A 25,375-nucleotide genomic window follows, 5' to 3' on the forward strand; every position below is an offset into this window, starting at 1 on the left:
GGAGAATGCAAGCATGTCGTCGCAAACCCTCTGTGCTGTTCCACAGGTGATATCTCCGTGTGGCCGCGACCGCTCGCTCGGTGCGATCCTCGTCGATTCCGGCAGGCTTGCCCCGGAGGCTGTGGAGCGTGTCCTCCGGGCGCAGAAGGAGCAGGGCCTGCGTTTCGGCGATGCCGCCATCTCGCTGGGTTTGGTGAGTGACGAGGACATCCAGTTTGCCTTTGCCGCCCAATTCGAATACCCGTATCTGAAGACCGGCGACCAGAGCGTCAGCGCTGAGGTCATCGCCGCCTTCAAGCCCTTCACCGCCGTGGTCGAACAACTGCGGGCGCTGCGCAGCCAGCTCATGCTGCGCTGGTTCAACGGCGAACCTGGGCACCGTGCACTCTCCCTGGTCAGTGCCGACCGTGGCGAAGGACGTAGCTTCCTGGCAGCCAATCTCGCAGTGGTCTTCTCGCAACTCGGCGAACGTACCCTCCTCATCGACGCCGACCTGCGCAATCCCCGCCAGCATGAACTCTTCCGGCTCGGCAGTCGCGCCGGCCTGTCGGCTATCCTGGCAGGCAGGGCCGGCACCGACGCGGTCATTCGCATAACCAGCATGGTCGATCTTTCCGTCCTCCCCGCCGGCCTCGTCCCGCCCAACCCGCTCGAATTGCTCGGGCGCCCGCAGTTCGCGTCCCTGCTCGACGACCTGGCGAAGCAGTTCGACGTCATCCTGCTTGACACACCCGCCGGTGCCCTGATGGGGGACGCGCAGACAATCGCCGCCCGCGCCGGATCCGCGCTGCTGGTGGCCCGTCAGAACGCCAGCCTTACCCGGTCGCTCCAGCAACTGACCGCCACCTTGGGCGAAACGAATGCGGCAGTGGTGGGATCCGTCCTCAATGCCGGTTAACCGGGATGAGAGCGCGCGATCGAAAGCGTTGCTCGCGACCCGCGCCGACATTTCGACTTCTTTCCCTTGTCGGCAAGAGAGACTCTGCTCCGACGCGCACTGTAATCGGGGATCTATCACTCACCAACAGTGTCGACTGCATCCGATATGGCCAGCGCGCGGTCTCTCAGGCCGCGGCCGTGCTACCGTTTTTTCTTGAGACAATTGGCTCAAACCAATGCGCGTGAACCCCGGTACTGGCCCAATGATGATGAACGTGCAAGCCACGCCACTCTTGACGTGGCTGCCGATTCGTCGCTGGCTTGGCGGCGTTGTATGTTCCCAGCCTCTACGACCTGCTGACCGGCATTTGGAGTACAGACGAGCAGAAGCATTGCCCCATCGTGTTGGGGGTGTCGTGCTGGCTGGTCTGGCGCAACTGGCCGACGATGTGGGCGCGCAGCGAGGGCGCGCAAACCTCGGCGGCGGGTTGGCCAGTGGTCGTCGTTGGCCTGCTGCTGTACATCGTCGGCCGTTCGCAGGAAATCCTCATGTTCGAGGTGGGCTCGCTGATCTGGCTGCTGATCGGTATCCTGTTGTTGATGCGCGGCGGTGCCACCACCGCCAAAGAAGAACCACGCTGGACGCCACGGATCACCTTTGCCAATCTCGTAGCCGAAATTATTCACGAAGACCTGAAGCGCGCCGAACGCTACGAACTCGTCAAGAAGCACGGCTACAAGCTCATGGACTACAACGGGTGAGGAACACACATGCCAGAGATCTGCCGCTTTCTCGGAATTGTGATCAGCATGTATTTCGACGAACACAATCCGCCACATTTTCACGTGCGATACAACGAGTACCGCGCTGTGGTCGCCATTCGTAGCCTCAACCTGCTGGAAGGACAACTGCCGGCGCGGGTCCGAGGCCTTGTCGAGGAATGGGCCGAGTTGCACCAGCAGGAACTACTTGCAATGTGGAACTCCAAGGAGTTTCATAAACTGACTCCCTTGGTCTGAGGAGATACCGGATGATTTCAGTGCAGAGCGCCACCTACCAAAGCGAATATCGGATCAAGCTTCGCTTCAGCAACGGAGAGACACATGTCGTCGATCTTGCTGGTGTGATTGCGCGCTACCCGGCTGCGAAACCGCTCCTGGCCGAAACCGAGTTCCGGAAGTTCTTTCTCGATGAGTGGCCCACGTTGGTTTGGCCGTGTGGCTTCGACCTGTCTCCGGAAACGCTTTACGAGTTGGCGACCGGCACGCCGCCTGCTTGGATTCAGAATTCCGAGGCGGCCGCCTAACGGCAAAGAGTCTGCCCATGGCCTTGCCTCTTTAACTTGAACCTTTGACTTGGAACTGAACTCGAAAATCTACACCGCCGACCGGCGCGCCACGCTGCTCACCTGGGGCCCGATCGTCGCCGGACTGGGCTTCATGTACGGCTTTGCCGGCATGGTGCTGTTCCTCAGCGCCCTGCTGCTGATCATCGGCACGGATTCGCTGTTGCAGGCAGGCGTTCGCTTTCGCCGCGAAATCAAACCCCAAGAAAAGTCGCCACCGGTAGCACATAATCATACTTTGCCGACGCGCCCCTTGAACCTCGCCCCCCGTCCCGCCACAGCATGATCAATCAGCTCGTCACCCGCCTTGCTGACCTTGTCCGCCAAGGCGAATCTGCCACCCTGGAATTCAAGAAATCGACTGCGGAAAAGGATCGCGCCTGCCGCACGCTGTGCGCGTTTGCCAATGGACAAGGAGGCCAGTTGGTATTCGGCGTCACTTCAGCGGGTAAAGTGGTTGGGCAGCAAGTGACCGACCGGACTCTTGAAGAGTTGGCGCAGGAGTTCCAGGGCTTTGAGCCGCCGCTCATGCTATCGATCGAACGGATCGATCTGGACAACGGGCTTCAGGCACTGGTCGTCCACACCTTGCGCAAAGGTAATCCATCCTTTACATTCCGCGGCGTTACGTATGAGCGTGTACTCAACACCACCCGTGTCATGCCGCGTGAGCACTCTCAGCGCCCGATCATCGAATCGGCTCACGCAACCACCCGCTGGGAAACCGAGCCCGCCGCAGGCTGGACCGCCGACCAACTCGACCAGAACGAAATCCTCCCCACCATTGAAGAAGCCATTCGTCGCGGCCGCTGCGAGGACCCCGGCTCGCGCGACCCGCAGGCAATCCTGCGTGGTTTGGGTCTCCTGTTGCCCCACGGCCAGCTATCCAGAGCCGCACTCGCACTATTCTGTAGGGATGATGTTCCGTTGGCCGAATACCCCCAGTTCAAGCTGCGCCTCGCCCGCTTCAAGGGCGCCACGCGGGACGAATTCCTCGACAACCGGCAATACACAGGCAACGCCTTTAACTTGATGCGACGTGCCGAGCGCTTTCTCATCGACTGGCTGCCGGTCGCCAGCAAGATCGTTCCCGGACAAATGGCACGAATCGACACCCCGGCCTTGCCGCCCGAAGCCACCCGCGAAGCACTTGCCAATGCCTTTGTTCATCGCGACTATGCAAGCGCCGCGGGCAGCGTTGCCGTCGCACTTTACGACGACAGACTGGAAAATCATCTCCGCAGGAGAACTTCACTTCGGCCTGACACCGGAAATGCTATTCCAGCCTCACGAATCAACCCCTTGGAACCCATGGATTGCCAGCGTTTTCTACCGCCGGGGTCTGATCGAAACCTGGGGTGGCGGCACGCTAAAGATAGCCAGCCAGATGCAAGACGCCGGCCTGCAGCCGCCTACTATCGTAGAAAACGCCGGCTTCGTCATCATGACTTTCGTCATGCCGGACAGACGAACGTCGGAGAAAATGTCGGAGAAAGTATTGGCCGCATTGCGCAGGGACGGGAAGCTGACGATTTCCGCCTTGGCCATCCAGTTCGGCGTAACCACGCGCACCATCGAACGAACACTGAAAAAACGGCAAGAAGAGAACCGCCTGTCTCGCATCGGTCAGGACAAAGGCGGCCACTGGAAGGTGGGCGGCTAGCGTCATGAACTCGTAATCGTTCACACCCCCTTAAGAAAAGCTGCCAGCCTGATGATTTGTATGGCATAGTTGCGGAACTTGCAGACGACCTGACAGACGCGGCACGATGCACCTGAGCAAACATGACCTGTTCCAGATGAACGACGAGTGGCTGAAGAAGCTGCCGGCGGAGCTTTTGCTGGAAGTGTCGAAGCGGCTGTTGCACGACGTAAAGGAGTTGCAGGATCGGCTGAATCAGAACCCGGACAACAGCTCGCGTCCGCCGACCAGCCAACCGCCCTGGGCGAAGACAGGTGGCTCGGAGGAACAGAATGGCGCGGCGGACGAGCGCGGCAATGCCGACGTCGCCGCGGAGACGGCTGGAAGCTCTACGGAAGAGACGGAACAGGCTCCACCGGTTGATGGGCAGCGGCAATCGGCCAAGAAGGGGTCTGGGAAGCGGCCCGGCAAGCAACCGGGCAGTCCAGGTCATGGTCGCAGTCAGAAGCTGGCGATCACCGCCCGGTGCGAGCACCGTCCCGAGATCTGCGCCGCTTGTGCGGCAGTGTTGTCGGCGGATGCCGCGTCGCAGGCTTACACGGCTTGGGACGAAGTCGACATTGCGCCGCCGGTCGAGAGCCTGATCGGGTTGACGTTCAGCGTCACCCGTCACACGCTGCTTGAAGTGAGCTGCTCCTGCGGCCATGTCAGCCGTGCGCAAGCTTGGCGGGCGCCGGCCGACGGGCAATGGGAGAAGGTTGAGCTCGGGGAATGGCGTCTCGTGGGTCCCCGGCTGGCCGGGGTGATCGTCCTGCTGGCGGTGCGCATGCGCCTGTCGCGGGCGAGCATTCGCGAATTGCTGATGGAACTGTTCGACTTGACGCTGAGTACGGGCGTCATCGACGAAACCATCCGGGAAGCGGGCCGCGCCAGTCTGCCGCTGGAGGACGCCCTGGTGGCCGACATCGTGCAGGCAGCGCAACTGCATGTCGATGAGACCTCGTGGCCGGAGTCCGGCACGCTGCTGTGGCTGTGGGCATTGGTGACGACCCACACGGTGCTGTTCCTGATCGGCCCACGCAGCCGGGAAATGCTGGAGAACGCCCTGCAGGACGGCTTTGCCGGCCTGCTCATCAGCGATGGCTACGGCGTCTATCGCGCCTGGGCAAACCGCTTGCGTTGCTGGCCGCACCTGCTGCGCAAACTGAGAGGGCTGGCCGAATCGAGCGACGCGCGAGTCTCCGGGGTGGGGCAAGAGATGGAAGGCATCATGAAGACGCTGATGGCCGCCATCTACGCGGCGCGGATCGATCCGCCGCCGGAAGGACTCCCGGCCCGCTACGCGAACGAGATTGAGCGACTGCGGCACCTGTGCGAAGCCCATCGGATGGATGACCACTCGGTGCTGCGTAGCGTCGTGCGCGAATTCCTCTACGACTGGGACGTGATCCTGCGTCCCGTTGCCGAGCCCCACCTGCCGCTTTCCAACAACGCCGCGGAACAGGCGCTTCGGCACTGGGTGATTTCGCGCACCATCAGCCACGGCACACGCTCTGAAGAGGGATCCCGCGCCTTCGCTTTCCTCGCCAGCCTCATCGAAACCTGTCGCCGTCGCGGAGCATCCGCCTGGCAGTACCTCGGCACCGTCATCGCCGCCGCCCGCAAAGGCTTGCAGCTCCCCACGATCCCCGCCATCCCGGCAACCGCGTAGGGGAGTGAATGATTACATGAACTCGCACTCACTCAACCTCGCCTCCCGCTGTCCCGCGACCGCCGACTTTTCCCGCCCGTCGAACCCCTGCTAATGAAGCGCGTCTCGTGAACTCTCATCCCCGCCCCGCCACCGCCGACCTGCGCGCCACGCTGCTCACGTGGGGCCCGATCGTGGCCGGGCTGGCCTTCATGTACGGTCCCAGTTTCGTCGACCTTGTCCGCGGCATCTGGAGTACAGACGAGCAGAAGCATGGCCCCATCGTGTTCGGGGTGTCGTGCTGGCTGGTCTGGCGCAACTGGCCGACGATGTGGGCACGCAGCGAGGGCGCGCAAACCTCGGCGGCGGGTTGGCCAGTGGTCGTCGTTGGCCTGCTGCTGTATATCGTCGGCCGTTCGCAGGAAATCCTCATGTTCGAGGTCGGCTCGCTGATCTGGCTGCTGATTGGTATCCTGCTGCTGATGCGCGGTGGCGGCGCCGTCAAGGCCCAGTGGTTCGCGCTGTTCTTCATGCTGTTCATGATCCCGCTGCCCGGCGCGATTGTCGATACCGTCACGATGCCGATGAAAATTGCCGTGTCCTACGCGGCCGAGAACATCCTCTTCACGGTCGGCTACCCGATTGCCCGCACCGGCGTGGTGCTGCAGATCGGGCAGTACCAACTCCTGGTCGCCGACGCCTGCGCCGGGCTGCACACGCTCTTCAGCCTCGAAGCGCTGGGTCTTCTTTACCTCAACATCATCCGCAGCGAATCATGGTTCCGCAACATCGCGCTGGCGATCCTGATCGTGCCCATCTCCTTCACCGCCAACGTCATTCGCGTGATGGCCCTAACGCTGATCACCTACCACCTGGGCGACGCGGCGGGGCAGGGCTTCCTGCACGGCTTTGCCGGCATGGTGCTGTTCCTCAGCGCGCTGCTGCTGATCATCGGCGTGGATTCGCTGTTGCAGGCAGGCGTTCGCATCCGCCGGCAGCACCGCAAGCAACAGTCGGCGCCGGCGGCAAGGTGACGCCATGACCCTGGTCCGCAAGAGTCTGCTGTTGCTGGTGCTGATGCCCGCGGCGTGCGGCTCGGCGATCGCGCTGTGGCCGACAGCCAGGATTGCCGATGAGCGCTCGCCTATCGACCTGATTGCGCTGATACCCAAGCGTTTTGCCGATTGCCATGAAGATCCTCCGCAATGTGCTGCCGTGGTCAATCCCCAGCAAGAGGGAGTACTCGACAAGATCTACAAGCAGACCTTGTCTCGGACCTACATCAATGCGAAGGGGTATCGCATCATGCTCTCGGTAGCCTACGGCGGCGACCAAAGCGACCTGACACAGGTGCACAGGGCCGAAGTTTGCTGCCCAGCACAGTGTTTTCAGTTACTGAACAAGGCAGTAGCAAGCATTGCATTGCCCTTCGGACTGCTCCGGGTAGCGCACGTCGACACACGGCTTGGTCAGCGCCGCGAGCCGATCACCTACTGGATCACAGTCGGCGATCGAATCGTCCAGGGCAACGCGCAGACCAAACTTGCCGAAATGCGATTCCGCTTTGCCGGCAAGACCCCGGATGGACTATCATTCCGCGTATCGTCCATCGATCCTGAAGCCCCCCGGGCCTACGACTTGCAGACGAACTTCATCAACCAAGCGCTTGGTTCAGTAACGTCTGAACAGCGCCAACGCCTCGCAGGCTCCTCTGGCAGGACCTGACAAATGACCAGGGCCGCACTCATCACCGGCCTCACCGGCCAGGACGGCGCCTACCTCGCCGAGTTCCTGCTGAGGAAGGGCTACATCGTGCACGGCATCAAGCGGTGCGCGTCGCTGTTCAACACCGACCGCATCGACCATCTGTATCAGGGACCCGTACGTCGACAACCGCAACTTCATCCGTCACTTCGGCGACATGACCGACTCGTCAAGCCTCGTCCGCATCATCCAGCAGGTGCAGCCCGACGAAATCTACAGCCTCGCCGCCCAGAGCCACGTCGCGGTCAGCTTGGAGGAACCCGAATACCCCGCCAACTTCGATGCCCTTGGCCCCTTGCGCATCCTCGAAGCTATCCGCATCCTCGGACCGGAGAAGAAGGCTCGCTTCTACCAGGCATCCACCAGCGAACTCTATGGACTGGTGCAGGAAACCCCGCAGAAGGAAACCTCGCCCTTCTGCCTGCGCAGCCCTTGCGCGGTCGTCAAGCTCTTGCCTGCTGCTGGATCACCGTAAACCACCGCGAGGGCTACGGCAGCCTGTTCAACGACGAATCCCCCCTGCGCCGCGAGACCTTCGTTACCCGCAAGATCACCCGCGCCATGGCACGCATCACGCTCGGCCTGCGAGACTGTTTGAACCGCGGCAAACTGGAATCCCTGCGCGACTGGGGGCATGGCAGCGACTGCGTCGAAGTGCAGTGGCTGATGCGCCAGCAGGAAAAGCCCGTGGACTTCGTCATAGCCACCGGTGTCCAATACGGCGTCCGCGACTTCTTCAACGCTGCCGCCAAGGAACTGGACATGCAAATCCGTTGGCGAGGCCAAGGCATAGAAGAGAATGGATACCTTATCTCCTCCCCCTTCAAGGGGGAGGTCGGGAGGGGGGTGGGGGCACTAGGGGAGGGGGCACCCTTTCATCGTCAGTCCGGCGAAGGCCAGAATCCAGCAGTCATTGACCAGCCCATCATCGCCGTTGCCCTCCGCTACTTCCGCCCCACCGAAGTCGAAACCCTGCTCGGCGACGCCACCAAAGCCAAAGAAACACCAGGCTGGATACCAAGGATCGCGTTCCACGAACTCGTAGCCGAGATGGTCCGCGAAGACCTGAAGAGCGCCGAACGCGACGAACTTTTCAAGAAGAACGGCTACGCCGCCTTCGATTACAACGAGTACGAGAGAGGAGGCAGGACAATGCCAACGATAAGCATGTTCTACGGCATCATCATCTGCCTGTACTTCTACGATGATGAGCGGCACAAGCTTCCACACATTCACGCCAAGTACCAAGGACAGGAAGCCTCCTTTTCCATTCTTGACGGCGCGATTCTGAGCGGTGAAATCCCGATTTCCAAGACGAGGCTCGTGCAAGCGTGGATCGAGATTCATCGCGAAGCGTTACTTGCCGACTGGGAGCTCGCCGTGAGCGGGCAAACGCCATTTGCCATCGACCCATTGCGCTAGGAGTGACTATGGAATCTGTCGTACGTGTTGTTCCCAAGGACGGATACTTACTCGAACTCTGGTTCAACACAGGCGATCACCGGTTGTTCGACGCGCGTCCCTATCTACAGAAGGGTGTTTTTACGCGACTCCAGAATGTGGCCTTGTTCAAGCAGGCTTACGTAGCCCTGGATACAGTCTGCTGGCCGGGCGATCTCGACATTGCCCCCGAGACGCTTTTTGACCGTTCGACACCATTGCAGACAGACTAATGAAGAAAACCGCTAAGATCTTCGTCGCCGGCTACCAGGGTCTCCGGGGCTCGCCACTCGTGCGCAAGCTCGGGACGAAAAGGCTACACCGAGATCCTCACCCGCACCCATGCCGAACTCGACCTGAGCAACCAGTCCGCCACCGATGCCTGTTTCGCGCAGAAAATGCCCGAATACGACTTTTTGGCAGTGTTCAAGGCCAGCGGCTACCATGCAAGAACTGCCACCTAACCCAGGCTTCCTCGTTGAACCGTGCCCCTCGTATGCCTCTCTACCTAGGCGAGATGAGCGTCGACGAAATGGCTACAGCAGCCAACAGGCTCGCCGCATCCTTGAACCAAGGCGCCCAGCGCAGCACCTAATCCATTTGCAGACAGCGATTTCCTTCCGAGTTGCCGCACTGTCTGCTCGTCCCATAATCCTCTCCCCATGAACCTCGCCCCCCATCCCGCCACCGCCGACCAGCGCGCCACGCTGCTCACGTGGGGCCCGGTCGTCACCGGGCTGGGCGTCATATACGGCCCCAGTTTTGTCGACCTTTTCCGCGGCATCTGGAGCACCGACGAGCAGTCCCACGGGCCGATCGTGTTCGGGGTGTCGTGCTCGCCGGCTTGGCGCAACTGGCCGGCGATGTGGGCTAGCAGCGAGGGTGCGCAAACCTCGGCGGCGGGTTGGCCGGTGGTCGTCGTCGGCCTGCTGCTCTACATCGTCGGCCGTTCGCAGGAAATCCTAATGTGCCAGGTCGGCTCGCTGATCTGGCTGCTCGCCGGCGTCCTGCTGCTGATGCGCGGCGGCGGCGCCAACAAGGCCCAGTGGTTCGCACTGTTCTTCATGCTGTTCATGATCCCGCTGCCCGGCGCGATTGTCGATACCGTCACGATGCCGATGAAAATGACGGCGTCCTACGCAGCCGAGAACATCCTCTTCACCGTCGGCTACCCGATCGCCCGCACCGGCGTGGTGCTGCAGGTCGGGCAGTACGAGCTCCTGGTTGCCGACGCCTGCGCCGGGCTGCACACGCTGTTCAGCCTCGAAGCGCTGGGCCTTCTTTACCTCAACATCATCCGCAGCGAATCATGGTTCCGCAACATCGCGCTGGCGATCCTGATCGTGCCCATCTCATTCACCGCCAACGTCATCCGCGTCATGGTGCTCACGCTGATCACCCACCATCTGGGCGACGAGGCGGGGCAGGGCTTCCTGCACGGTTTTTCCGGCATGGTGTTGTTCCTCAGCGCGTTGTTGCTGATCATCGGCGTGGATTCGCTGTTGCAGGCAGGGGTGCGCGTCCGCCGCAAAATCAAATCCCAAGAAATCATCGCCTGCAGCAAGTCACCATAATGCCTTTGCTTGCGCCTTGCCCCTGAGCTTAGATGAACCTATTCCGCAAGAGCTTTCTGTTGTTGCTAATGATGCTTGCCGCATCTGCTTCGGCTATTGCACTGCGCCCATCATCCAAGCTCGCTGACGAGCGCCCGGCTCTCGACCTGAAATCAATGATTCCAGCCCAGTTTGGCGACTGGCATCAAGAAGCGCAGAACGCTGCGTATATGGTCAATCCTCAGCAGAAGGAATTTCTCGACACGATCTACAGCGAGACTTTGTTTAGAAGCTACGTCAATTCGAGAGGCTATCGCATCATGCTTTCAATAGCGTACGGGGGGGACCAAAGTCGTGCGACTCAAGTGCACAAGCCAGAGGTTTGCTACCCGGCACAAGGATTCACTCTAATTAGTCGGCACGATGAATCGATAGTCATCCCGAACGGATCAATTCCCGCCACGCGTTTAGTTACCAAACTCGGCCAGCGCGTCGAGCCCGTAACATACTGGATAACGGTTGGTGACAGCGTGGTTCAGGGCGGAATCAACAAAAAGCTAACGGAAATTGCCTTCCGCCTGAGAGGAAAAGTTCCCGATGGACTTTTGTTCAGAGTTTCGTCTGTGGATCCAGACGAAAAAGCGGCCTTCACACAGCAAGCCAAGTTCATCGATGAAGTTCTCCAGTCAGTCAAGGACGGTGATCGGGAGCGCTTGGGCGCAGCCCCTCGCACCAAATGAAGCGTATGGGCATATTTCCTTCTGCCGGTGAGTAGCGTCACTACACCATGACATTAAAATCGGCCATTTCTAATTCGCTGGTTCGCCTTAAGGAGCCATTCCGTTCCTTTTCAGATTTAGGCTGGGGAGCAAGATCACGTTTTCGTTCCGAGCGGCGGTCTCGCGACTATCAGCGGGCATTTGAGTGCGATGCACCGCTCGTTACGGTGTGCATAGCCACTTATAACAGGGGCGAGTTGCTGCTTGAAAGATCACTCAAGTCAATCCTTAACCAGGACTACAGCAACCTACAGATAGTCGTGGTTGGCGATTGCTGCACAGACGATACCGCGGAGCGAATGGCCGCTTTGGCGGATCAACGGGTGGAATTCATCAACTTACCAGAGCGGGGTCGCTATCCGGATGAGCCTCGTTTGCGATGGATGGTGGCGGGAACGGTGGCTGTAAATCATGCGCTTTCGTTGGCGCGGGGTGAGTTCATCACACATCTGGATGACGACGATGAGCAACCCCGCGATCGCATCAGAAAACTCGTGGCCTTCATTCGCGAAAAGCGAGCGGATATTGTCTGGCACCCATTCAAGTACGAAAGGATCCCAGATGAGTGGCACATCAATCATGCTCCCAAGTTTGCAGTGAATCAGGTTACGACGTCATCGGCTTTCTATCATCGCTGGTTCAAGTCAATTCCTTGGGATATTGGAGCTTGGCGTTACCTTGAGCCGGGCGATTGGAACCGCTTTCGCAAGTTCCGCTACCTCGGGGTTCACGCGGAACGCCATCCGGACGTGCTGCTCAGCCACTACCGCGAGCGCAACCAGAAAGACGAGTCGGTGGCGCCATGAGCTGCAGCACGGCCAAGCTTCGGGAAATCGCATGAGAAACATCTTCGTCACTCAGCCGTATCTTCCTCCGCTGGAAGAGTTTGTTCCCTACTTGGAGAAGATCTGGGAGAGCAAATGGTTGACCAATGGCGGGCCCTATCATCAGCAACTTGAGGAAGAGTTGGCTGAGTATCTCGGCGTCGAGCATCTCTCGCTGTTCTCGAACGGAACGATAGCCCTTGTTACCGCGTTGCAAGTGCTCCGCATAACCGGCGAGGTAATTACCACACCGTACTCCTTTGTCGCAACCGCCCACTCGCTTCTCTGGAACGGCATCAAGCCGGTGTTCGTAGACATCGACCCTGTTTCCCTGAATCTCGACCCGAAAAAGATCGAAGCCGCGATCACACCCCAGACCACGGCAATCATGCCGGTGCATGTCTATGGCAATCCGTGCGACGTCGAAGCCATACAAAGAATTGCCGACACCTACGGGCTTAGGGTGATCTACGACGCAGCACACGCCTTCGGAGTGGAGTGCAACGGAAACAGCGTATTGCAGCACGGTGATTTGTCGGTGCTCAGCTTCCACGCCACGAAGGTGTTCAACACTTTTGAAGGCGGCGCGATTATCTGTCCAGACGCAAAGACCAAACAGCGCATCGACTACCTCAAGAATTTCGGTTTTGCAGATGAATTGACTGTCGTTGCCCCCGGAATCAACGGCAAGATGAACGAGATCCAGGCTGCGTTCGGCTTGCTCCAGCTCAAGCACATGGACAACGTGATCAGTTGGCGGAAAGAAATTGACGCGCGCTACCGTGCAGGACTGAAGGACGTAAAGGGCATATCAATGGCACAGACAAACTGCGCCCAGCGTAAGAACTATTCCTATTTCCCGATTTTCGTGGAGCATGATTTTTCGCTGCACCGCGATGGGCTATATGACTATTTGAAGGCGAACGCCGTCTTTGCTCGACGCTATTTCTACCCTTTGATCAGCGAATTCTCGATGTATCGCAGTCTTCCCTCCGCAGGACAGGCAAACCTTCCCGTCGCACATCATGCCGCCAATCGGGTGCTTTGCCTGCCGATCTTTCCGGACCTTGCCTTGGATGCCGTTGATGGCGTGTGCGAACTGATTCGTGGCAGCGGCAGACGCTAGTTGCTCGCCATACTGGAACTATCAATGTCCTTTTACACTGAAGATGAGTTGCGCGGGCTAGGCTTAGCCCATTGTGGTCGATGGATCAAGGTTTCGCGAAAGGCATCGATCTATAACCCTGGGAAGATCAGCGTGGGCGATTATTCCCGCATCGATGATTTTTGTGTGCTTTCGCCTGGGGAGGGCGGGCTGGAGATCGGCCGACATGTACATATTGCTGTCTTTTCGCTTCTGATCGGACGGGGAAGGATTTTTCTCGGAGATTTTTCGGGCCTTTCATCACGAGTCGCGATCTATTCTAGCAATGATGATTACAGCGGGGAGTTCATGACCAATCCCACGGTTCCACCCGAATACACCAATGTCACCGTAGCGCCCGTCACGGTCGGGCGGCACGCCATCATCGGCAGCGGAACGGTAGTCTTGCCCGGCCTAACCATTGGGGAAGGCGTCGCCATCGGCGCGCAGGCCCTAGTCACGAGCGATTGTGAGCCGTTTGGTATCTACGTAGGCGCTCCAGCGAGAAAGGTGAAGGAGCGGAAGCGGAACCTCCTTCTCCTCGAGAAGGCATTTGTTGATGCAACCGCTAATGAGCTTCGAACTAGGTAGAACGCGTGGCAAAGGTTCTTGTATGGAGATTCTTGTGCCATTGGCGCCACGATGAGTGACATCGCTCGCATAGCTCATATGAGTGCCGCACGCGGTTATGGCGTGGCGGTTTCGCTTGCCACTCTTTGCATTTCAGCCCGATTGCTTGGCCCGGAGGGGCGCGGGACTTTTGGTGCGGCCTTAGCTTGGGCTGCCCTGTTTGCGACACTCGCCAATTTGAGCCTTGGCCAGGCACTGCAGCATCGGTTGCAGGTTGCGGATACCAAGCCGAGTCTTGCGGAGCAGCTTGGTACACTTGGCGGCCTGGGATTGCTCCTTTCCGCCTTAGCAATCGCTGTGGCCGGCGGATTGTTCTTTCTGACTTCCGGCGACCTGTTCAAGGGGATCAGTCCGTCCCTACTGGGTCTGGCCTTCGCCGCGGTGCCGCTGCTGGTATGGGAGCAATACGCCTCCAACATCCTTGCCGCATCAGCCCGGACCGACATACTCAACCGGTCACAATATTGGGGGCGCAGCATCGGCCTTGGCCTTTTCCTCGTGTTTCTCATGGAGATGGGGTGGGGCGTCGCCGGTGCGCTTGGTTCCCAACTCCTGGCGCAGTTGCTGGTGGCGGCTCTAACCGTGGTCCCGCTTTGGCGCATCGCGGGCCGGAGGGTCGCCTGGGCTTCGCGCGAAATCCGGCCCATGGTTCGTTCGGGTGGCGTTATTCATCTGACAACGGTAAGCGCCTTTGCCCTTGACCAGGTCAGCATTTTGGTCATTAACAACTACCTCGGCGCGCAGGAAGTCGGTTTCTACCAATTGGCGCAACAAATGGTCGGATTGCTGCTGATCGTGCCGCAGAGTGCCTTGATGGTGATCTATGGTGGCCTTGCCAAGACTTCGCCTGACGCGTTCTGGCCTGAGCATCGGCGGCTGGCGACAAAGCTACTCGGGGGAATGCTGGCGGCTAGCCTGCTTGCGTACTTGGCCGCTCCTTCGCTCGTCGTTCTCGTTGCGGGCGAGAAATTCACCCCGAGCGCCGCGATGTTTCGCGCGTTGCTGCCGTCCGTGCTGGGCTTAAGCCTTGCGCTGCTCATGACGCCACAGTGGATTGGACGCGGGCTGCTTCGGCTGAACATGGTGCTGACCTTGGCTACGAGCCTAGTGGTCGTCGCTTTTAGTTTCTGGGCGATTGCGCGCTTCGGCGTCGAGGGCGCCATCTACGTCCGGCTTGCGGTCTTTGCGCTTTGGGTGCCGCTGATGCAAGGTCTGTTCTGGCTGTGGTGCAACCGCGTGGCCAAGATTTCCGCTACTGGTTGAGTTGTCAGGGTTCGGGGTATGTCGATGCAGAGAATTCATTCGCTTGGTCGTGGGTCGGCGGAAAAGCTGTTTCGACGCAGACGGGGAGCGGGCCTCTTTTGGCTCGGGCTGACACTATTGTGTGGCGTCCTGGGCTTTTTGGCGGCTGCCATGACGGCTGGGGCGGTGGCTCGGCTGGGCGCTTTCCCAGTAGTACTAGGCGGCCTGCTACTGCTCTGGGCGATGCCCAAGCGCAACGAGTCGCCGGATGCCTTGCTCAATGGTCTGCTGCTTGTTTTATTGACATCGATTCACCTGTGGCCCGAATATATCTTCAGCCGCTTGGGCGGTCTTCCTGCGATCAGCCCGACCAAGATTGCATGGCTTGCCTTCCTGTCGATTTCCTTGTTTTTCGTGTTGTCGTGTCGCCAACCGATGGCGCGGCTGTTCAGTCGATGCGCGGCGCATCGGACGTTTGTCGGCTCCGTCGCCTTCCTGATGCTGTGGCGTATCGTGACTTCCCTCGCCGGGCCGGAGCCGCTATTTCAGCTCTGGCAACTGGGAAGCGAACTTCTGACCTTCTACCTGCTGTTTTTTTTGGCACTGGCGATACTCCGGGACGAGCGCGACGTGTTTCGCCTGTTGGCCGTTCTCGTCGTTGTCGCCGCCGCGCAAGTGCTGCTCGCATCGTATGAGGCCTTCGTGCAGCACACCTTGTTCGAGAAGTTCATATCTGTAGGCCAGCAAGATCCAGGAACCCTGCAAAGTATTTTGATGGACAAGTTCCGCGGTGGACACTATCGGGCGCAAGGTACTTTTACTCACCCGATGGTACTTGCGGAGTTCATGGCGATGATGATGCCATTGGCGGTAGCGGTCTTTCTGGGAAGCAAGAGTCTTGCCTTACGGTCCATCGCTGCGGGACTTGTGCCGGTTGCTTTTGTAATGATAGTCTCCTCGCGAAGCCGCGCAGGCATCGCGGTCGTGCTGATTTCCCTGCTGCTGCTCGGCTTGCTGGCGATGATTCCTCGAAACCGCGGTACGGCTCGGAATGCGTCCTCGTCAGGGCTATTGATAGCCGCTCTTGTATTGCCAGTTTTGGTCGCGGTGACGTACTTCGCGGGGTCAGAACTTCTCACGCTGGTCGTCGGGCGAAACACCAGCGAAGCGAACAGCACAATGACCCGGATGCTTATGCTGCAACAGGGGATCCCCCTCTTGTTCGATAGCCCTGTCTTGGGCTACGGCAACGCCATGGGTGCGGTCAAGCTCGGGTTTTTCGACGGTGTCCGCTACAACATAGACAGCTATTTTCTGAGTACGGCCCTAGACGCAGGAGTTCCTGGCATAACCGCCTTTGTCATGGTGTTTGCTGGTTCTGCACTGCTTGGATTCAGGGGCTACATGAGGCGCAACGATTTGGCTGGTACAGCGTCGGGGTTGATCGCCGTGTCGATAATGATGCTGATTGGTGTCAAGAGTGTCCTTTCGATTCCGTCCGGCTTTTCCCTGGCGTATGTCTTGATAGCGTCACTAGTTGTCCTGCGTGAGGCGCCACCTGCGGGTGCGCTTGCGAGCGACCGCCATACCTTACGGACACGGCTTCGCGCCGGGGTACCGGGATGAGCAGCATTATTGGGCGAAGCGATTCGCCGAGGGTTTGGGTTGTCCTGGTCAACTGGAATGGCTGGCGCGACACCATTGAATGTCTTGAAAGCGTCTTTCGGCTCGATTACGCCAATCTGCGCGTTCTCGTCTGTGACAATGCTTCTGCCGATGCTTCAATAGAAAATATTCGGCGTTGGGCTGGCGGCGAAATGCCTTTTGAGCGACCACAGTGCCCGCTTGCACGCCTCAGTTGGCCACCGATAAGTAAACCCGTTTCGTGCCACGTCCTTAGGGCGGACGAAATCCTTGATACCTCTGGAACCGAGAGTTCGCTGGTTCTCGTAGGAACCGGAGGAAATCTCGGCTTCGCGGCTGGGAACAACGTCGGCATTCGTATTGCACTGTCCGATCCCGACTGCGCTTTTGTCTGGTTGCTGAATAATGACACGGTGGTCGAAGCCGATTGCCTTGCGCAGATGGTCAGCACCGCCATCAGTGACCCGTCAATTGGTGTCACAGGTTCACTCAACTGCTACTACTCGCGCCCAGAGATAGTGCAGGCGCTGGGCGGTGGCTGGTTCAAATACAGAACGGTGCGAGGTGGCTTGTATGGCCATGAAATTCGGCGCAGCGAGCTTACGCCGACCCTCATTCGGAAAGCCGAGTCCAGTCTAGATTGGGTAAGCGGCTCTTCAATGCTTGTCTCGCGTAATTTTCTTGAGCAAGTTGGGAGTATGGAGGAGCGTTATTTTCTCTATTACGAGGAAATCGACTGGGCTCAGCGATCACAGGGACGTTTTATCCATGCTTTTGCCCATGCTGCGGTGCTGTACCACAAGGCTGGGAGTGCAACGCAGGAACAGTGCGAATCTGAATTCGCAATCTTCACCTTGTATCGAGCCCGCTTCAGGTTGTATCGAACTTTCTTCCCGAGTTGGCGGCCTGGCTGCCATTTGCGCACATTGTTTGAATGCGCCTTTGCCCTGATCAAGGGACGTCGGGTGCGCGCCAAAGCCATTTTCGCGGCGTGCGTTGACGACTTGCGCAACTCTGATTGTAAAGGTACGTGATGGGTGATCGCGATACATCTCGGCGCTCTTGGGGGACCAGATGAGTCGTCGATCTCCCCGCCTGTCAATAATTATTAAGGCGCTGAATGAGGAACGTCTTATCGACGCCTGTTTAAAGTCAGTTGTTGGAGAGGCTGAACGACTCGATGGCGAGGTCATTCTTGTAGATTCCATATCGACTGACAAAACAGTCGAAATTGCCGCTCGTTTTCCGATCCGGATCGTGCAATTCCGGGTGTTAGGCGATCGAGGTTGCGGCGCGGCAATTCAGCTTGGCTATCAGTTTGCCCGGGGTGATTTCATTTATCTGCTGGATGGCGATATGGCGCTTGAGCCTGGATTTGTTGAGGTGGCGCTAAGATACTTGGAGAGTCATCCAGAAGTGGCGGGAGTGGGAGGACGCTTAATTGATCTACAGGTCAAGACGGCAGCTGATAAGAGGCGCGTGGCGCACTACGGTGCACTTCAGCGGGAACAGGATGTGCTCGACCTTGGGGGAGGCGGGTTGTATCGTCGAAGCGCAATTGAATCCGTCGGCTATGCGGCGCATCGTTGGTTGCCTGCGGGCGAGGAGGCGGAACTGGGTGCGAGACTGATTGCCGCCGGTTGGCGAATAGTCCGATTGCCGCATCCGTCCGTAAAGCATACGGGACATGATGAGTCTAAAGCGCAGATGCTGATCAGGCTCTGGCGCAGTCGCCGATTGCAGGCCTACGGGATGCTCTTGAGAATGTCCGCTGGCACGCCCTGGTGGTGGCGAGCAGCAAGGACATCGTGGCATGTCTTCATAGCACCAATGCTCTATCTCTTGACTTTGCTCATCGCAATTGTCTCTTTAGAATTTGGCCTCTCCTTCCGCACAAGCGTGATCGTGTCCGGCTTTTTTCTTTGGGCCGGAGTTCTCGGTGTGATGGTAGTTCGTAAAAGAGACTTGGCTGAGGGCGTTTTTGCAATTGGGGCATGGCACGTCTACTCGCTTGCCGCCCTTATTGGCTTCTCTTATCCAATCGGCGATCCATTTGAGCCAATCGACTCTCGGGTAATTCAATGATTTTATATGCAATACGCATTAATTCAATTAGGCAATGCCATGTCGCGAAGCCTTGGAGTGAAATCCCAATCTGTATTTTCACCCGATTTTTGTCAAGATCGGATCTTGGGCGTGCAAGGCTGGGATCGGCGGCTGCGCTATGAGTCAGCATGGTGAGGGACTGCTGAGAAGAAGGGATCGATGCCCGAATTGTCACTCGACTTTGGCTACATCTCTATACAGCGCGCCTTACTCAGCGGCTTCCATACGGAACTACATCGATACGCACTACAAGGGAAGGGCGTCGTGTCATTTCGAGGATGTGCCCTATGAGCTTGCTAGGTGTTCGAACTGCAGCCTTGCCTACCAGGTTTACGTGCCAACGGAAATACTTCTCGCTGACATTTACGATGCATGGATGCCGCGAGGGTCCCGAGAAGAACTCCGAGGCGACCTCAATCTTGATGACTATCGCTATCTCGCCAACGAGGTCCAGTTCCTGATCCAGCATTTTAGGTTGCATCCAAAGCAGATTAGTGTCCTGGATTTCGGATTCGGCTGGGCGGAGTGGGCAAGAATGGCTATGGCCTACGGTTGTGATGTCTCGGGTTCGGAGTTATCTAGAGATCGAATCGAGTACGCTGAATCGATCGGGCTAAATGTTTTGGCGGTCGACCAGTTACCTGCCAATCACTTTCATTTCATAAACACCGAACAGGTATTCGAGCACCTTGTTGATCCGAACCATCTGATCGCACATTTGGCCACCCGTATTCGAGTCGGCGGAATTCTTAAGATCTCAGTGCCGGATTCAAGCAGGTCCTTGCGTAAGTTAGCCAGTAATCCTGACTTCTCTTCTCTATCGCGGGACGAGATTATGCCAATTGCCCCATTAGAGCACATTAATTCCTTTACACACAAGTCATTGGTTGCGCTAGCACATACGGCTGGCTTGAAGCGGCTGAGGCCCAGCCTGTACAAGCTCTACAACGGATCTTCCGGATGGCTGGAGGTGAGTGGCGCCATTAAGCTGATTGGGCGCCATCTCTACAGGCACATCTTCCCAAAGAGTACGTTTGCGTATTTCGTCAGAACACTTCGCAAAGAAGGTGAGAGTGGCGTCAAGACAAATGCTTAGCCAGCCGACTGACGCCTTGCGTGCAGTTCTTCGCACATTGACATGAGTTCTTCTGGTTGTTAACTCTACTTTGGATGCGGTTAGATGCATATCCTTATACACAACTTTAGCATCTCGTTGTAAGCTGCCGATTTGTTTGAGAAGGTGGCAGAATGGGCTGGGCTGGGGAGGAGCTGAAGGAAGTTGACTTGGGGGACCGAAGACTGAACAAGCGAGCGATCACGTTGTTGGACACGCTGGCGGCCAAACCGACACTGAGTATCCCGTCGGCGTGTTCGGGCTGGTCGGAGACGATTGCGGCCTACCGCTTCCTGGACAATGATGCCGTCACGTGGGAGGGCATCCTGAGACCTCATTGGTCGTGCTCGCGGACGCGGATCGCCTGCCACAAGGTCGTGCTGATGCTGCAGGACACGACCGAACTGGACTTCAACGGGCAAAGCATCGACGGCTTGGGCCCCTTGAGCTATGAAGCTCAGCGCGGTCTGTACGTGCATCCGACGTACGCCGTCAGCACGGATCGCGAGCCGTTGGGGGTTCTGGATGCGTGGATGTGGGCGCGTGAGCCGAAAGACGCCAACGGCCAGCGCCCAGGGATCAAAGAGAGCACGCGCTGGGTCGAGGGCTATGAACGAGTGGCCGAGTTGGCGGCGGAGTTGCCGGACACCCGGCTGGTCTACGTCGCCGACCGCGAGTCCGACATGATCGAACTGATGGCCCGTGCCGGCGAATTGGAGACCCCGGCCGACTGGTTGCTGCGTGCCCAGCACGATCGAGCGCTGCCCGACGGCCAGAAGCTGTGGCAAACGGTGACGTCTGGTGAGGAACTCGGCGGAATCTCTTTCACCCTGCCGGCGAGACATGGCCAGAAGGCTCGCGTAGTGCGCCAGCAACTTTGGGCGCGCGTCGTCGATCTTCCGCATGGCAAGAACAAAACGATCCGAGCTACCTGTGTGGTGGCCAAGGAGATCGACCCCCCTGCCGGCAGCACCCCGGTTGAGTGGCGCCTGCTGACCAATCGGACCGCCGAGACGCTCGCCGAGGTGGCGGAGCTGATTGACTGGTATCGCGCGCGCTGGGAGATCGAGATCCTCTTCCACATCCTCAAGAACGGCTGCCGGATCGAGTCCCTGCAATTGCGCACGATCGACGGCCTGCAACGCGCCATCGCGCTGTACCTCATCGTTTCCTGGCGCATTGCGATGCTGATGCGATTCGGCCGGACCTGTCCAGACTTGCCCGCCGACTTGTTCTTCGATCAAGATGAACGGCATGCCGCTTATCTCCTCAACAAGAAGAAGCCTCCGGCTGACCCACCCACGCTCAATCAGGTCCTCCGCTTGGTGGCCATGCTCGGCGGTTTCTTGGCGCGTAAAGGCGACGGCGAGCCGGGCGTCAAAACCATCTGGATCGGGTTGCAGCGCGTCATGGACTGCGTCGTCGGCCTCCAGTTCATGCGTGAGGCGGCCCCGGGGTGAGTTGTGTATAAGGCTATGGGTTAGATGGGATTGCTCTTGCAGCGAAATGGGGACGGAATGATTGGGGCTGGATGCAGAAATGGGAGGAGCAGATCGTGTATAGGCCGCGGCAATACGGTACCCATGCACTTGCTCTCAGGAGAAATCATAATGACTGGAACACATGCTGCGGCACGCATTCTTGCCGTCTTCTTGTTGTTGGGAAGCGTAGTTGCGGCGGCTGATTCGGAGAAGATTCTGCCGATCGGTGGCGTGGTAAATGAGGCGACGCTAAATGACTATTACCTGATTCAAACTGGGAACAGGGCGAATCTGCGCTTTATTCCAGATCCGGAAAAGCCGTCAAGAATGGTTCTTGAATTGACGCTGCGTGGCAGCGATCCGGAAGCGGCTACCAGTCATCGCACAGAGATTCTCGGACGTAAGGACGGGCTTGGGAACCAAGAGGAGGCACGTTGGTACGGGTTTGAGTTTTACGTACCGCCGGACTGGAGGCAGTATCCGACGGCAATTGTTGTTGCCCAGCTCCACGGAAATGATCGTCTGCGACTTTCGCCGCCAGTCAGCATACAGATACAGGGCGGACGAATGTTCCTAATGCTTCAACACAACACCAACGCGGTTACCGGAAGGACCCCTCCAACTACGGCGAACTCAATCCGTTTCTATCCATGGCATGGTCCATTGATTCTTGGTCGCTGGTACCGGTTAATTGTCCGAACGTACTGGTCGGCGATGCCGGGAGCCGGAGAGCTGGATGTTTGGCTGAACGGCAATCTGTTAGCGAGGCAGCGCGGTGTTCCGAATACATATGACACTTCAGAGGGTATCGGCGGCCGCAATTACGCGAAGACGGGCATTTATGCGCCATACGGAATCGAGGCCAGCGATGCGATCAGAATTCTCACTCGCGGAATCGTTTATGGCGGGCCCAGCGCAGGGTATCAGGACATGGTTGACGCGTTGGATCGGTAATGTTCATGGATCGAAATCGAAATGGTCAGTAGCTGCATCAATTGCGAGCACTGCATTGGGGAGAAGTGTCAATTGGATTGGGAAATTGGTCAAATGGGGAAAGTTGGCATCGTTCTGTTCGGTCCGTCGCTAGACGCGGTCAGTGGCGTGTCTTCACACGTAAAGTTGCTAATGGCATCTAGTCTTGCTGATCGCTATAAGTTGATGCACTTTCAGGTCGGCCGCGAAGGGCGAGCAGAAAACAAGTGGCAGCGCATGGCACGCTTCGCATTCAGTCCTCTGCAACTGGCTGTATTCCTTGTTCGGAAAAAACCGCGCATCGTGCACATCAATACGTCAATGGATCGCAAGGCGTTCTGGCGCGATCTGACCTACTTGATTGTGGCGCGCCTCCTCGGGTGTCGTGTGGTGAATCAGTTTCATAGTGGCTCTGCTCCACAGAGCCTTTTTTCCAGCCCTTTGTTGTCGTCGATTCTGAAGCGCTTCTTGCTCGCGTCTCATGTGGTCACCGTTCTTTCGAGTGGGGCCGTCCGTTCCCATAGGGCGTTCGATTCACGGATCGCCGTGGAACTGGTGCCGAACGCGATCGATACCAAGGGTTTACTTGACGTGGAGCGAGAGCGACCCGTAGGCGGTGCTCCGCTGAGGCTGGTCTTCGTTGGGCGAATCATTCGTTCAAAGGGATTATTTGAGTCGCTGGCGGCACTGAAACTGCTTAAGGACCAGGGGCTTGGGTTCGAATTACGGGTGGCGGGCTCCGGGCCGGACGAGGCAGAGGTCCTTGAGTCGATTGCGCGCCTTGGCTTGACGAGCGAGGTCACTCTGCTTGGCCCGGTGTTTGGCGCAGAAAAGGACCGATTGTGGCTTGGTTCCGATGTCCAGGTATTCCCCACCTATCACAATGAAGGGCTGCCCTATTCGATTCTTGAATCCATGGCTGCCGGCTGCGTGCCGATCACGTGCCCGGTGGCCGCCATCCCTGATGTGATGCGGGACGGTGTGCACGGCCTGTTTGTTCCGGCTCACGATCCCGCAGCAGTGGCAGCGGCCATTCGGCGCTTGGCCGACAATCGCGCAGAGTTGTTGTGCATGTCGGCAGCAGGACGGCAGAGGATTGCCGAGAACTACACGGTTGATCGCCTGGCTGCCCGGTTTGGCGAAATCTACGAGCGGGTGGCTTAGGCAAGATGTGCGGCATCGCTGGCTACGTGACCCGAGTGGTCGGGCTCGACCTGGGCGGCACCTTGCGGGCAATGGCTGCGGCCATCGCCCATCGGGGCCCGGACGATGAGGGATTTTTCGAATCTGGTAGTTCGGACGGGCAGTATCGCCTTGGTCTGGCGCATCGGCGTTTGTCCATCATCGACCTCTCCACCGGTCATCAGCCGATGGGCAATGAAGACGGATCGATTCAGCTCGTCTTCAACGGCGAGATATACAACTTCCAGGGCCTGCGCGAGGAGTTGCTTGCGCTGGGGCACGTGTTTGCCACAAGCTCGGATACCGAGACCATCGTTCATGCCTATGAGCAATGGGGACCTGCCTGTGTCGAGCGCTTCAATGGCATGTTTGCCTTTGCCATCTGGGATGCACCCAGGCAGCGGCTGTTTCTCGCGCGGGACCGTTTTGGCAAGAAGCCTCTGTATTTCCGCCAAACGGCCGATACCCTGCTGTTTGCGTCGGAGATCAAGTCGCTGCTCTGCTATCCGGGCGTCGTGGCGCGAGTTGATCGGGCGGCGCTTTGGGATTACTTCGCTTATCGCTACGTGCTGGCTCCGGCGACGTTGTTCGAGGGCATCCGCAAGCTGATGCCGGGCTCCTGGGCGCTCTGGGAGGCCGGGCGCTGGATCGAGCAGGCGTACTATCGGCCGCCTGACGGAGCGGTTCGTGAGTCCCTCGCCGTGTCGGCTGATCCGGTCGGCGAGTTTTTGGAGTCGCTGGATCGCGCAGTTGAGATGCGCATGATTTCCGATGTTCCCTTTGGCGCCGTTCTCTCTGGCGGGATCGATTCGTCGGCCGTTGTCGGTCTCATGTCCCGACATTCCAGCTTGCCGGTAAAGACGTTCTCGGTCGGGTTCGCCGAGACGGCCTACAGCGAACTGGCCTATGCCAAGGAGATCACCGAGCAGCTCCGCACCGATCATCACGAGCTGACGGTGTCCGATACCCACATGATGCAGCACCTGCCGGATCTGATCCGCTCTCGGGACGCGCCGGTGGCAGAACCTTCGGATATCCCGATCTTTCTGCTGGCACGAGAGGCGGCGCGCACCGTCAAGATGGTACTGACGGGAGAGGGGCGGATGAGCTGCTGGGTGGATATCCAAAGCACGTGTATGAGCGTTACGTGGGGTATTACCAGCGGATGCCGGGCTTCCTGAGGCACGGGATTTTCGAACCTCTGGTCCATGCGCTGCCCTATGAGTATCGACGTATGAAGACTGCCGTTACCAATCTGGGGATAGCCGATGCCAGGGAGCGCCTGCCGCGCTGGTTTGGCGCGCTATCGAATGCCGAGCGGTCTGCCTTGGTGTCGATGTGGGGCGCCGACTCTGGTCCGGGACAAGTGGCTCCGCGCTTCGATACGGCGGCAGGCAACTCCGCGCTGAGAAAAATCCTCTACTTTGATCAGCCAAGCTGGCTGCCCGATAACCTTCTTGAGCGTGGCGACAGCATGTCAATGGCCGCCTCCCTGGAAGCACGCATGCCGTTCATGGACTACGAGTTGGCCGCATTCATTTCCCGATTGCCCGACGACTGGCGTATCTGCGGCCGAAAAACCAAGTTCATTCTCCGGCAGGCGATGAAGCGCGTGTTGCCGAATCGCATTCTTGAGCGACCGAAAATTGGTTTGCGCGTTCCGGTTAACGAATGGTTCAGGCGCGGGATGAAGGATTACCTCTACGATCACCTGCTGGGGAGCGATTCAAGAACTCGAGAGTATTTTCATCGTGCCGTTTTGGAAAGACTTTTGTGCGAGCACGTAAGCGGACGGCAGAACCATGAAAAACTGTTGTGGTCGCTGCTCAATCTTGAGATCTGGCATCGGCAATATGTTTAGAAATGTCTCGTGGCGATTCCTGCGCCTGCGTGCGATGGACGCGCCTGAACTCGTCTATCGTGTTCGCCAGTCTGTGAGGGCA

At 58.4% G+C, this 25,375-nt stretch carries 23 protein-coding genes and 4 pseudogenes; all 27 read left to right on the top strand.

Going from position 1 to position 25,375, the window contains the following annotated elements; genetic code table 11:
* The first annotated feature begins 13 nt into the window (after positions 1–13).
* Positions 14–898 carry a chain length determinant protein tyrosine kinase EpsG gene (epsG, locus tag CAP2UW1_RS04170; protein WP_015765423.1) on the top strand — a complete coding sequence of 295 codons (885 nt, stop codon included), beginning with the start codon at positions 14–16 and terminating at the stop codon, positions 896–898.
* 311 nt (positions 899–1,209) lie between these two features.
* Positions 1,210–1,641: an archaeosortase/exosortase family protein gene (locus tag CAP2UW1_RS04175; protein ID WP_049778515.1), complete on the top strand. Its 432-nt coding sequence runs from the start codon at positions 1,210–1,212 to the stop codon at positions 1,639–1,641.
* A gap of 9 nt (positions 1,642–1,650) precedes the next feature.
* Entirely contained in the window at positions 1,651–1,899 is a 249-nt protein-coding gene (locus CAP2UW1_RS04180) for a DUF4160 domain-containing protein (RefSeq protein ID WP_015765424.1), read from the top strand.
* 11 nt (positions 1,900–1,910) lie between these two features.
* A complete protein-coding gene (locus CAP2UW1_RS04185; RefSeq protein ID WP_015765425.1) occupies positions 1,911–2,186 on the top strand; it encodes a DUF2442 domain-containing protein in 276 nt (91 codons plus the stop codon).
* Positions 2,187–2,235: 49 nt separating this feature from the next.
* The gene (locus CAP2UW1_RS04190) at positions 2,236–2,511 is read left to right on the top strand and encodes a hypothetical protein (RefSeq protein ID WP_041567690.1); all 276 of its coding nucleotides are present in this window, start codon (positions 2,236–2,238) and stop codon (positions 2,509–2,511) included.
* Positions 2,508–2,876: pseudogene (locus tag CAP2UW1_RS25955) on the top strand (AlbA family DNA-binding domain-containing protein); the annotation flags it as partial. The gene CAP2UW1_RS04190 and the pseudogene CAP2UW1_RS25955, both read left to right, overlap by 4 nt.
* Before the next feature lie 622 nt (positions 2,877–3,498).
* On the top strand, positions 3,499–3,888 hold the full coding sequence (locus tag CAP2UW1_RS25960; protein WP_041567693.1) for an ATP-binding protein: 390 nt from the start codon (positions 3,499–3,501) through the stop codon (positions 3,886–3,888).
* A gap of 106 nt (positions 3,889–3,994) precedes the next feature.
* A complete protein-coding gene (gene tnpC / locus CAP2UW1_RS04210) occupies positions 3,995–5,578 on the top strand; it encodes an IS66 family transposase (protein ID WP_012806762.1) in 1,584 nt (527 codons plus the stop codon).
* Positions 5,579–5,685: 107 nt separating this feature from the next.
* Entirely contained in the window at positions 5,686–6,591 is a 906-nt protein-coding gene (gene xrtB, locus CAP2UW1_RS04215) for an exosortase B (protein ID WP_015765426.1), read from the top strand.
* A gap of 4 nt (positions 6,592–6,595) precedes the next feature.
* A complete protein-coding gene (epsI, locus tag CAP2UW1_RS04220) occupies positions 6,596–7,282 on the top strand; it encodes an exosortase-associated protein EpsI, B-type (protein ID WP_015765427.1) in 687 nt (228 codons plus the stop codon).
* Positions 7,283–7,285: 3 nt separating this feature from the next.
* Positions 7,286–8,452 (top strand): annotated as a pseudogene (gene gmd, locus CAP2UW1_RS04225) (GDP-mannose 4,6-dehydratase); the annotation flags it as partial.
* 57 nt (positions 8,453–8,509) lie between these two features.
* Positions 8,510–8,743, top strand: a pseudogene (locus tag CAP2UW1_RS25965) (DUF4160 domain-containing protein); the annotation flags it as partial.
* 8 nt (positions 8,744–8,751) lie between these two features.
* Positions 8,752–8,994: a DUF2442 domain-containing protein gene (locus CAP2UW1_RS04230; protein ID WP_015765428.1), complete on the top strand. Its 243-nt coding sequence runs from the start codon at positions 8,752–8,754 to the stop codon at positions 8,992–8,994.
* A 429-nt stretch (positions 8,995–9,423) separates the two neighbouring features.
* Positions 9,424–10,335, top strand: a complete 912-nt coding sequence (gene xrtB / locus CAP2UW1_RS04235) for an exosortase B (protein WP_015765429.1) — start codon at positions 9,424–9,426, stop codon at positions 10,333–10,335.
* Between the two features lie 32 nt (positions 10,336–10,367).
* Complete coding sequence (gene epsI / locus CAP2UW1_RS04240; protein ID WP_015765430.1) at positions 10,368–11,054, top strand: exosortase-associated protein EpsI, B-type; 687 nt, start codon at positions 10,368–10,370, stop codon at positions 11,052–11,054.
* A gap of 47 nt (positions 11,055–11,101) precedes the next feature.
* The gene (locus CAP2UW1_RS04245) at positions 11,102–11,899 is read left to right on the top strand and encodes a glycosyltransferase family 2 protein (RefSeq protein ID WP_015765431.1); all 798 of its coding nucleotides are present in this window, start codon (positions 11,102–11,104) and stop codon (positions 11,897–11,899) included.
* Between the two features lie 31 nt (positions 11,900–11,930).
* A complete protein-coding gene (locus tag CAP2UW1_RS04250; RefSeq protein WP_015765432.1) occupies positions 11,931–13,043 on the top strand; it encodes a DegT/DnrJ/EryC1/StrS family aminotransferase in 1,113 nt (370 codons plus the stop codon).
* 24 nt (positions 13,044–13,067) lie between these two features.
* Positions 13,068–13,652 carry an acyltransferase gene (locus CAP2UW1_RS04255; RefSeq protein WP_015765433.1) on the top strand — a complete coding sequence of 195 codons (585 nt, stop codon included), beginning with the start codon at positions 13,068–13,070 and terminating at the stop codon, positions 13,650–13,652.
* Between the two features lie 51 nt (positions 13,653–13,703).
* Positions 13,704–14,954, top strand: coding sequence for a lipopolysaccharide biosynthesis protein (locus CAP2UW1_RS04260; protein ID WP_015765434.1), 1,251 nt, complete (start codon positions 13,704–13,706; stop codon positions 14,952–14,954).
* Positions 14,955–15,176: 222 nt separating this feature from the next.
* Positions 15,177–16,559, top strand: coding sequence for an O-antigen ligase family protein (locus CAP2UW1_RS04265; RefSeq protein WP_291913210.1), 1,383 nt, complete (start codon positions 15,177–15,179; stop codon positions 16,557–16,559).
* Positions 16,556–17,611, top strand: coding sequence for a glycosyltransferase family 2 protein (locus CAP2UW1_RS04270; RefSeq protein ID WP_015765436.1), 1,056 nt, complete (start codon positions 16,556–16,558; stop codon positions 17,609–17,611). The genes CAP2UW1_RS04265 and CAP2UW1_RS04270 overlap by 4 nt, the downstream gene beginning before the upstream one ends.
* Positions 17,612–17,651: 40 nt before the next feature.
* Positions 17,652–18,662: a glycosyltransferase family 2 protein gene (locus tag CAP2UW1_RS04275; protein WP_015765437.1), complete on the top strand. Its 1,011-nt coding sequence runs from the start codon at positions 17,652–17,654 to the stop codon at positions 18,660–18,662.
* Between the two features lie 397 nt (positions 18,663–19,059).
* Positions 19,060–19,779, top strand: coding sequence for a class I SAM-dependent methyltransferase (locus tag CAP2UW1_RS04280; RefSeq protein WP_291933717.1), 720 nt, complete (start codon positions 19,060–19,062; stop codon positions 19,777–19,779).
* A gap of 152 nt (positions 19,780–19,931) precedes the next feature.
* Entirely contained in the window at positions 19,932–21,257 is a 1,326-nt protein-coding gene (locus tag CAP2UW1_RS04285) for an IS4 family transposase (protein ID WP_015765439.1), read from the top strand.
* Positions 21,258–21,407: 150 nt separating this feature from the next.
* The gene (locus tag CAP2UW1_RS04290) at positions 21,408–22,232 is read left to right on the top strand and encodes a polysaccharide lyase (RefSeq protein WP_015765440.1); all 825 of its coding nucleotides are present in this window, start codon (positions 21,408–21,410) and stop codon (positions 22,230–22,232) included.
* Between the two features lie 72 nt (positions 22,233–22,304).
* Positions 22,305–23,414: a glycosyltransferase family 4 protein gene (locus CAP2UW1_RS23520; RefSeq protein ID WP_199931568.1), complete on the top strand. Its 1,110-nt coding sequence runs from the start codon at positions 22,305–22,307 to the stop codon at positions 23,412–23,414.
* A 5-nt stretch (positions 23,415–23,419) separates the two neighbouring features.
* Positions 23,420–25,293 (top strand): annotated as a pseudogene (gene asnB, locus CAP2UW1_RS04300) (asparagine synthase (glutamine-hydrolyzing)).
* Positions 25,294–25,375: the final 82 nt, after the last annotated feature.

This window comes from Candidatus Accumulibacter phosphatis, assembly GCF_000024165.1.
GTDB classification, from domain to species: Bacteria; Pseudomonadota; Gammaproteobacteria; order Burkholderiales; family Rhodocyclaceae; genus Accumulibacter; species Accumulibacter phosphatis.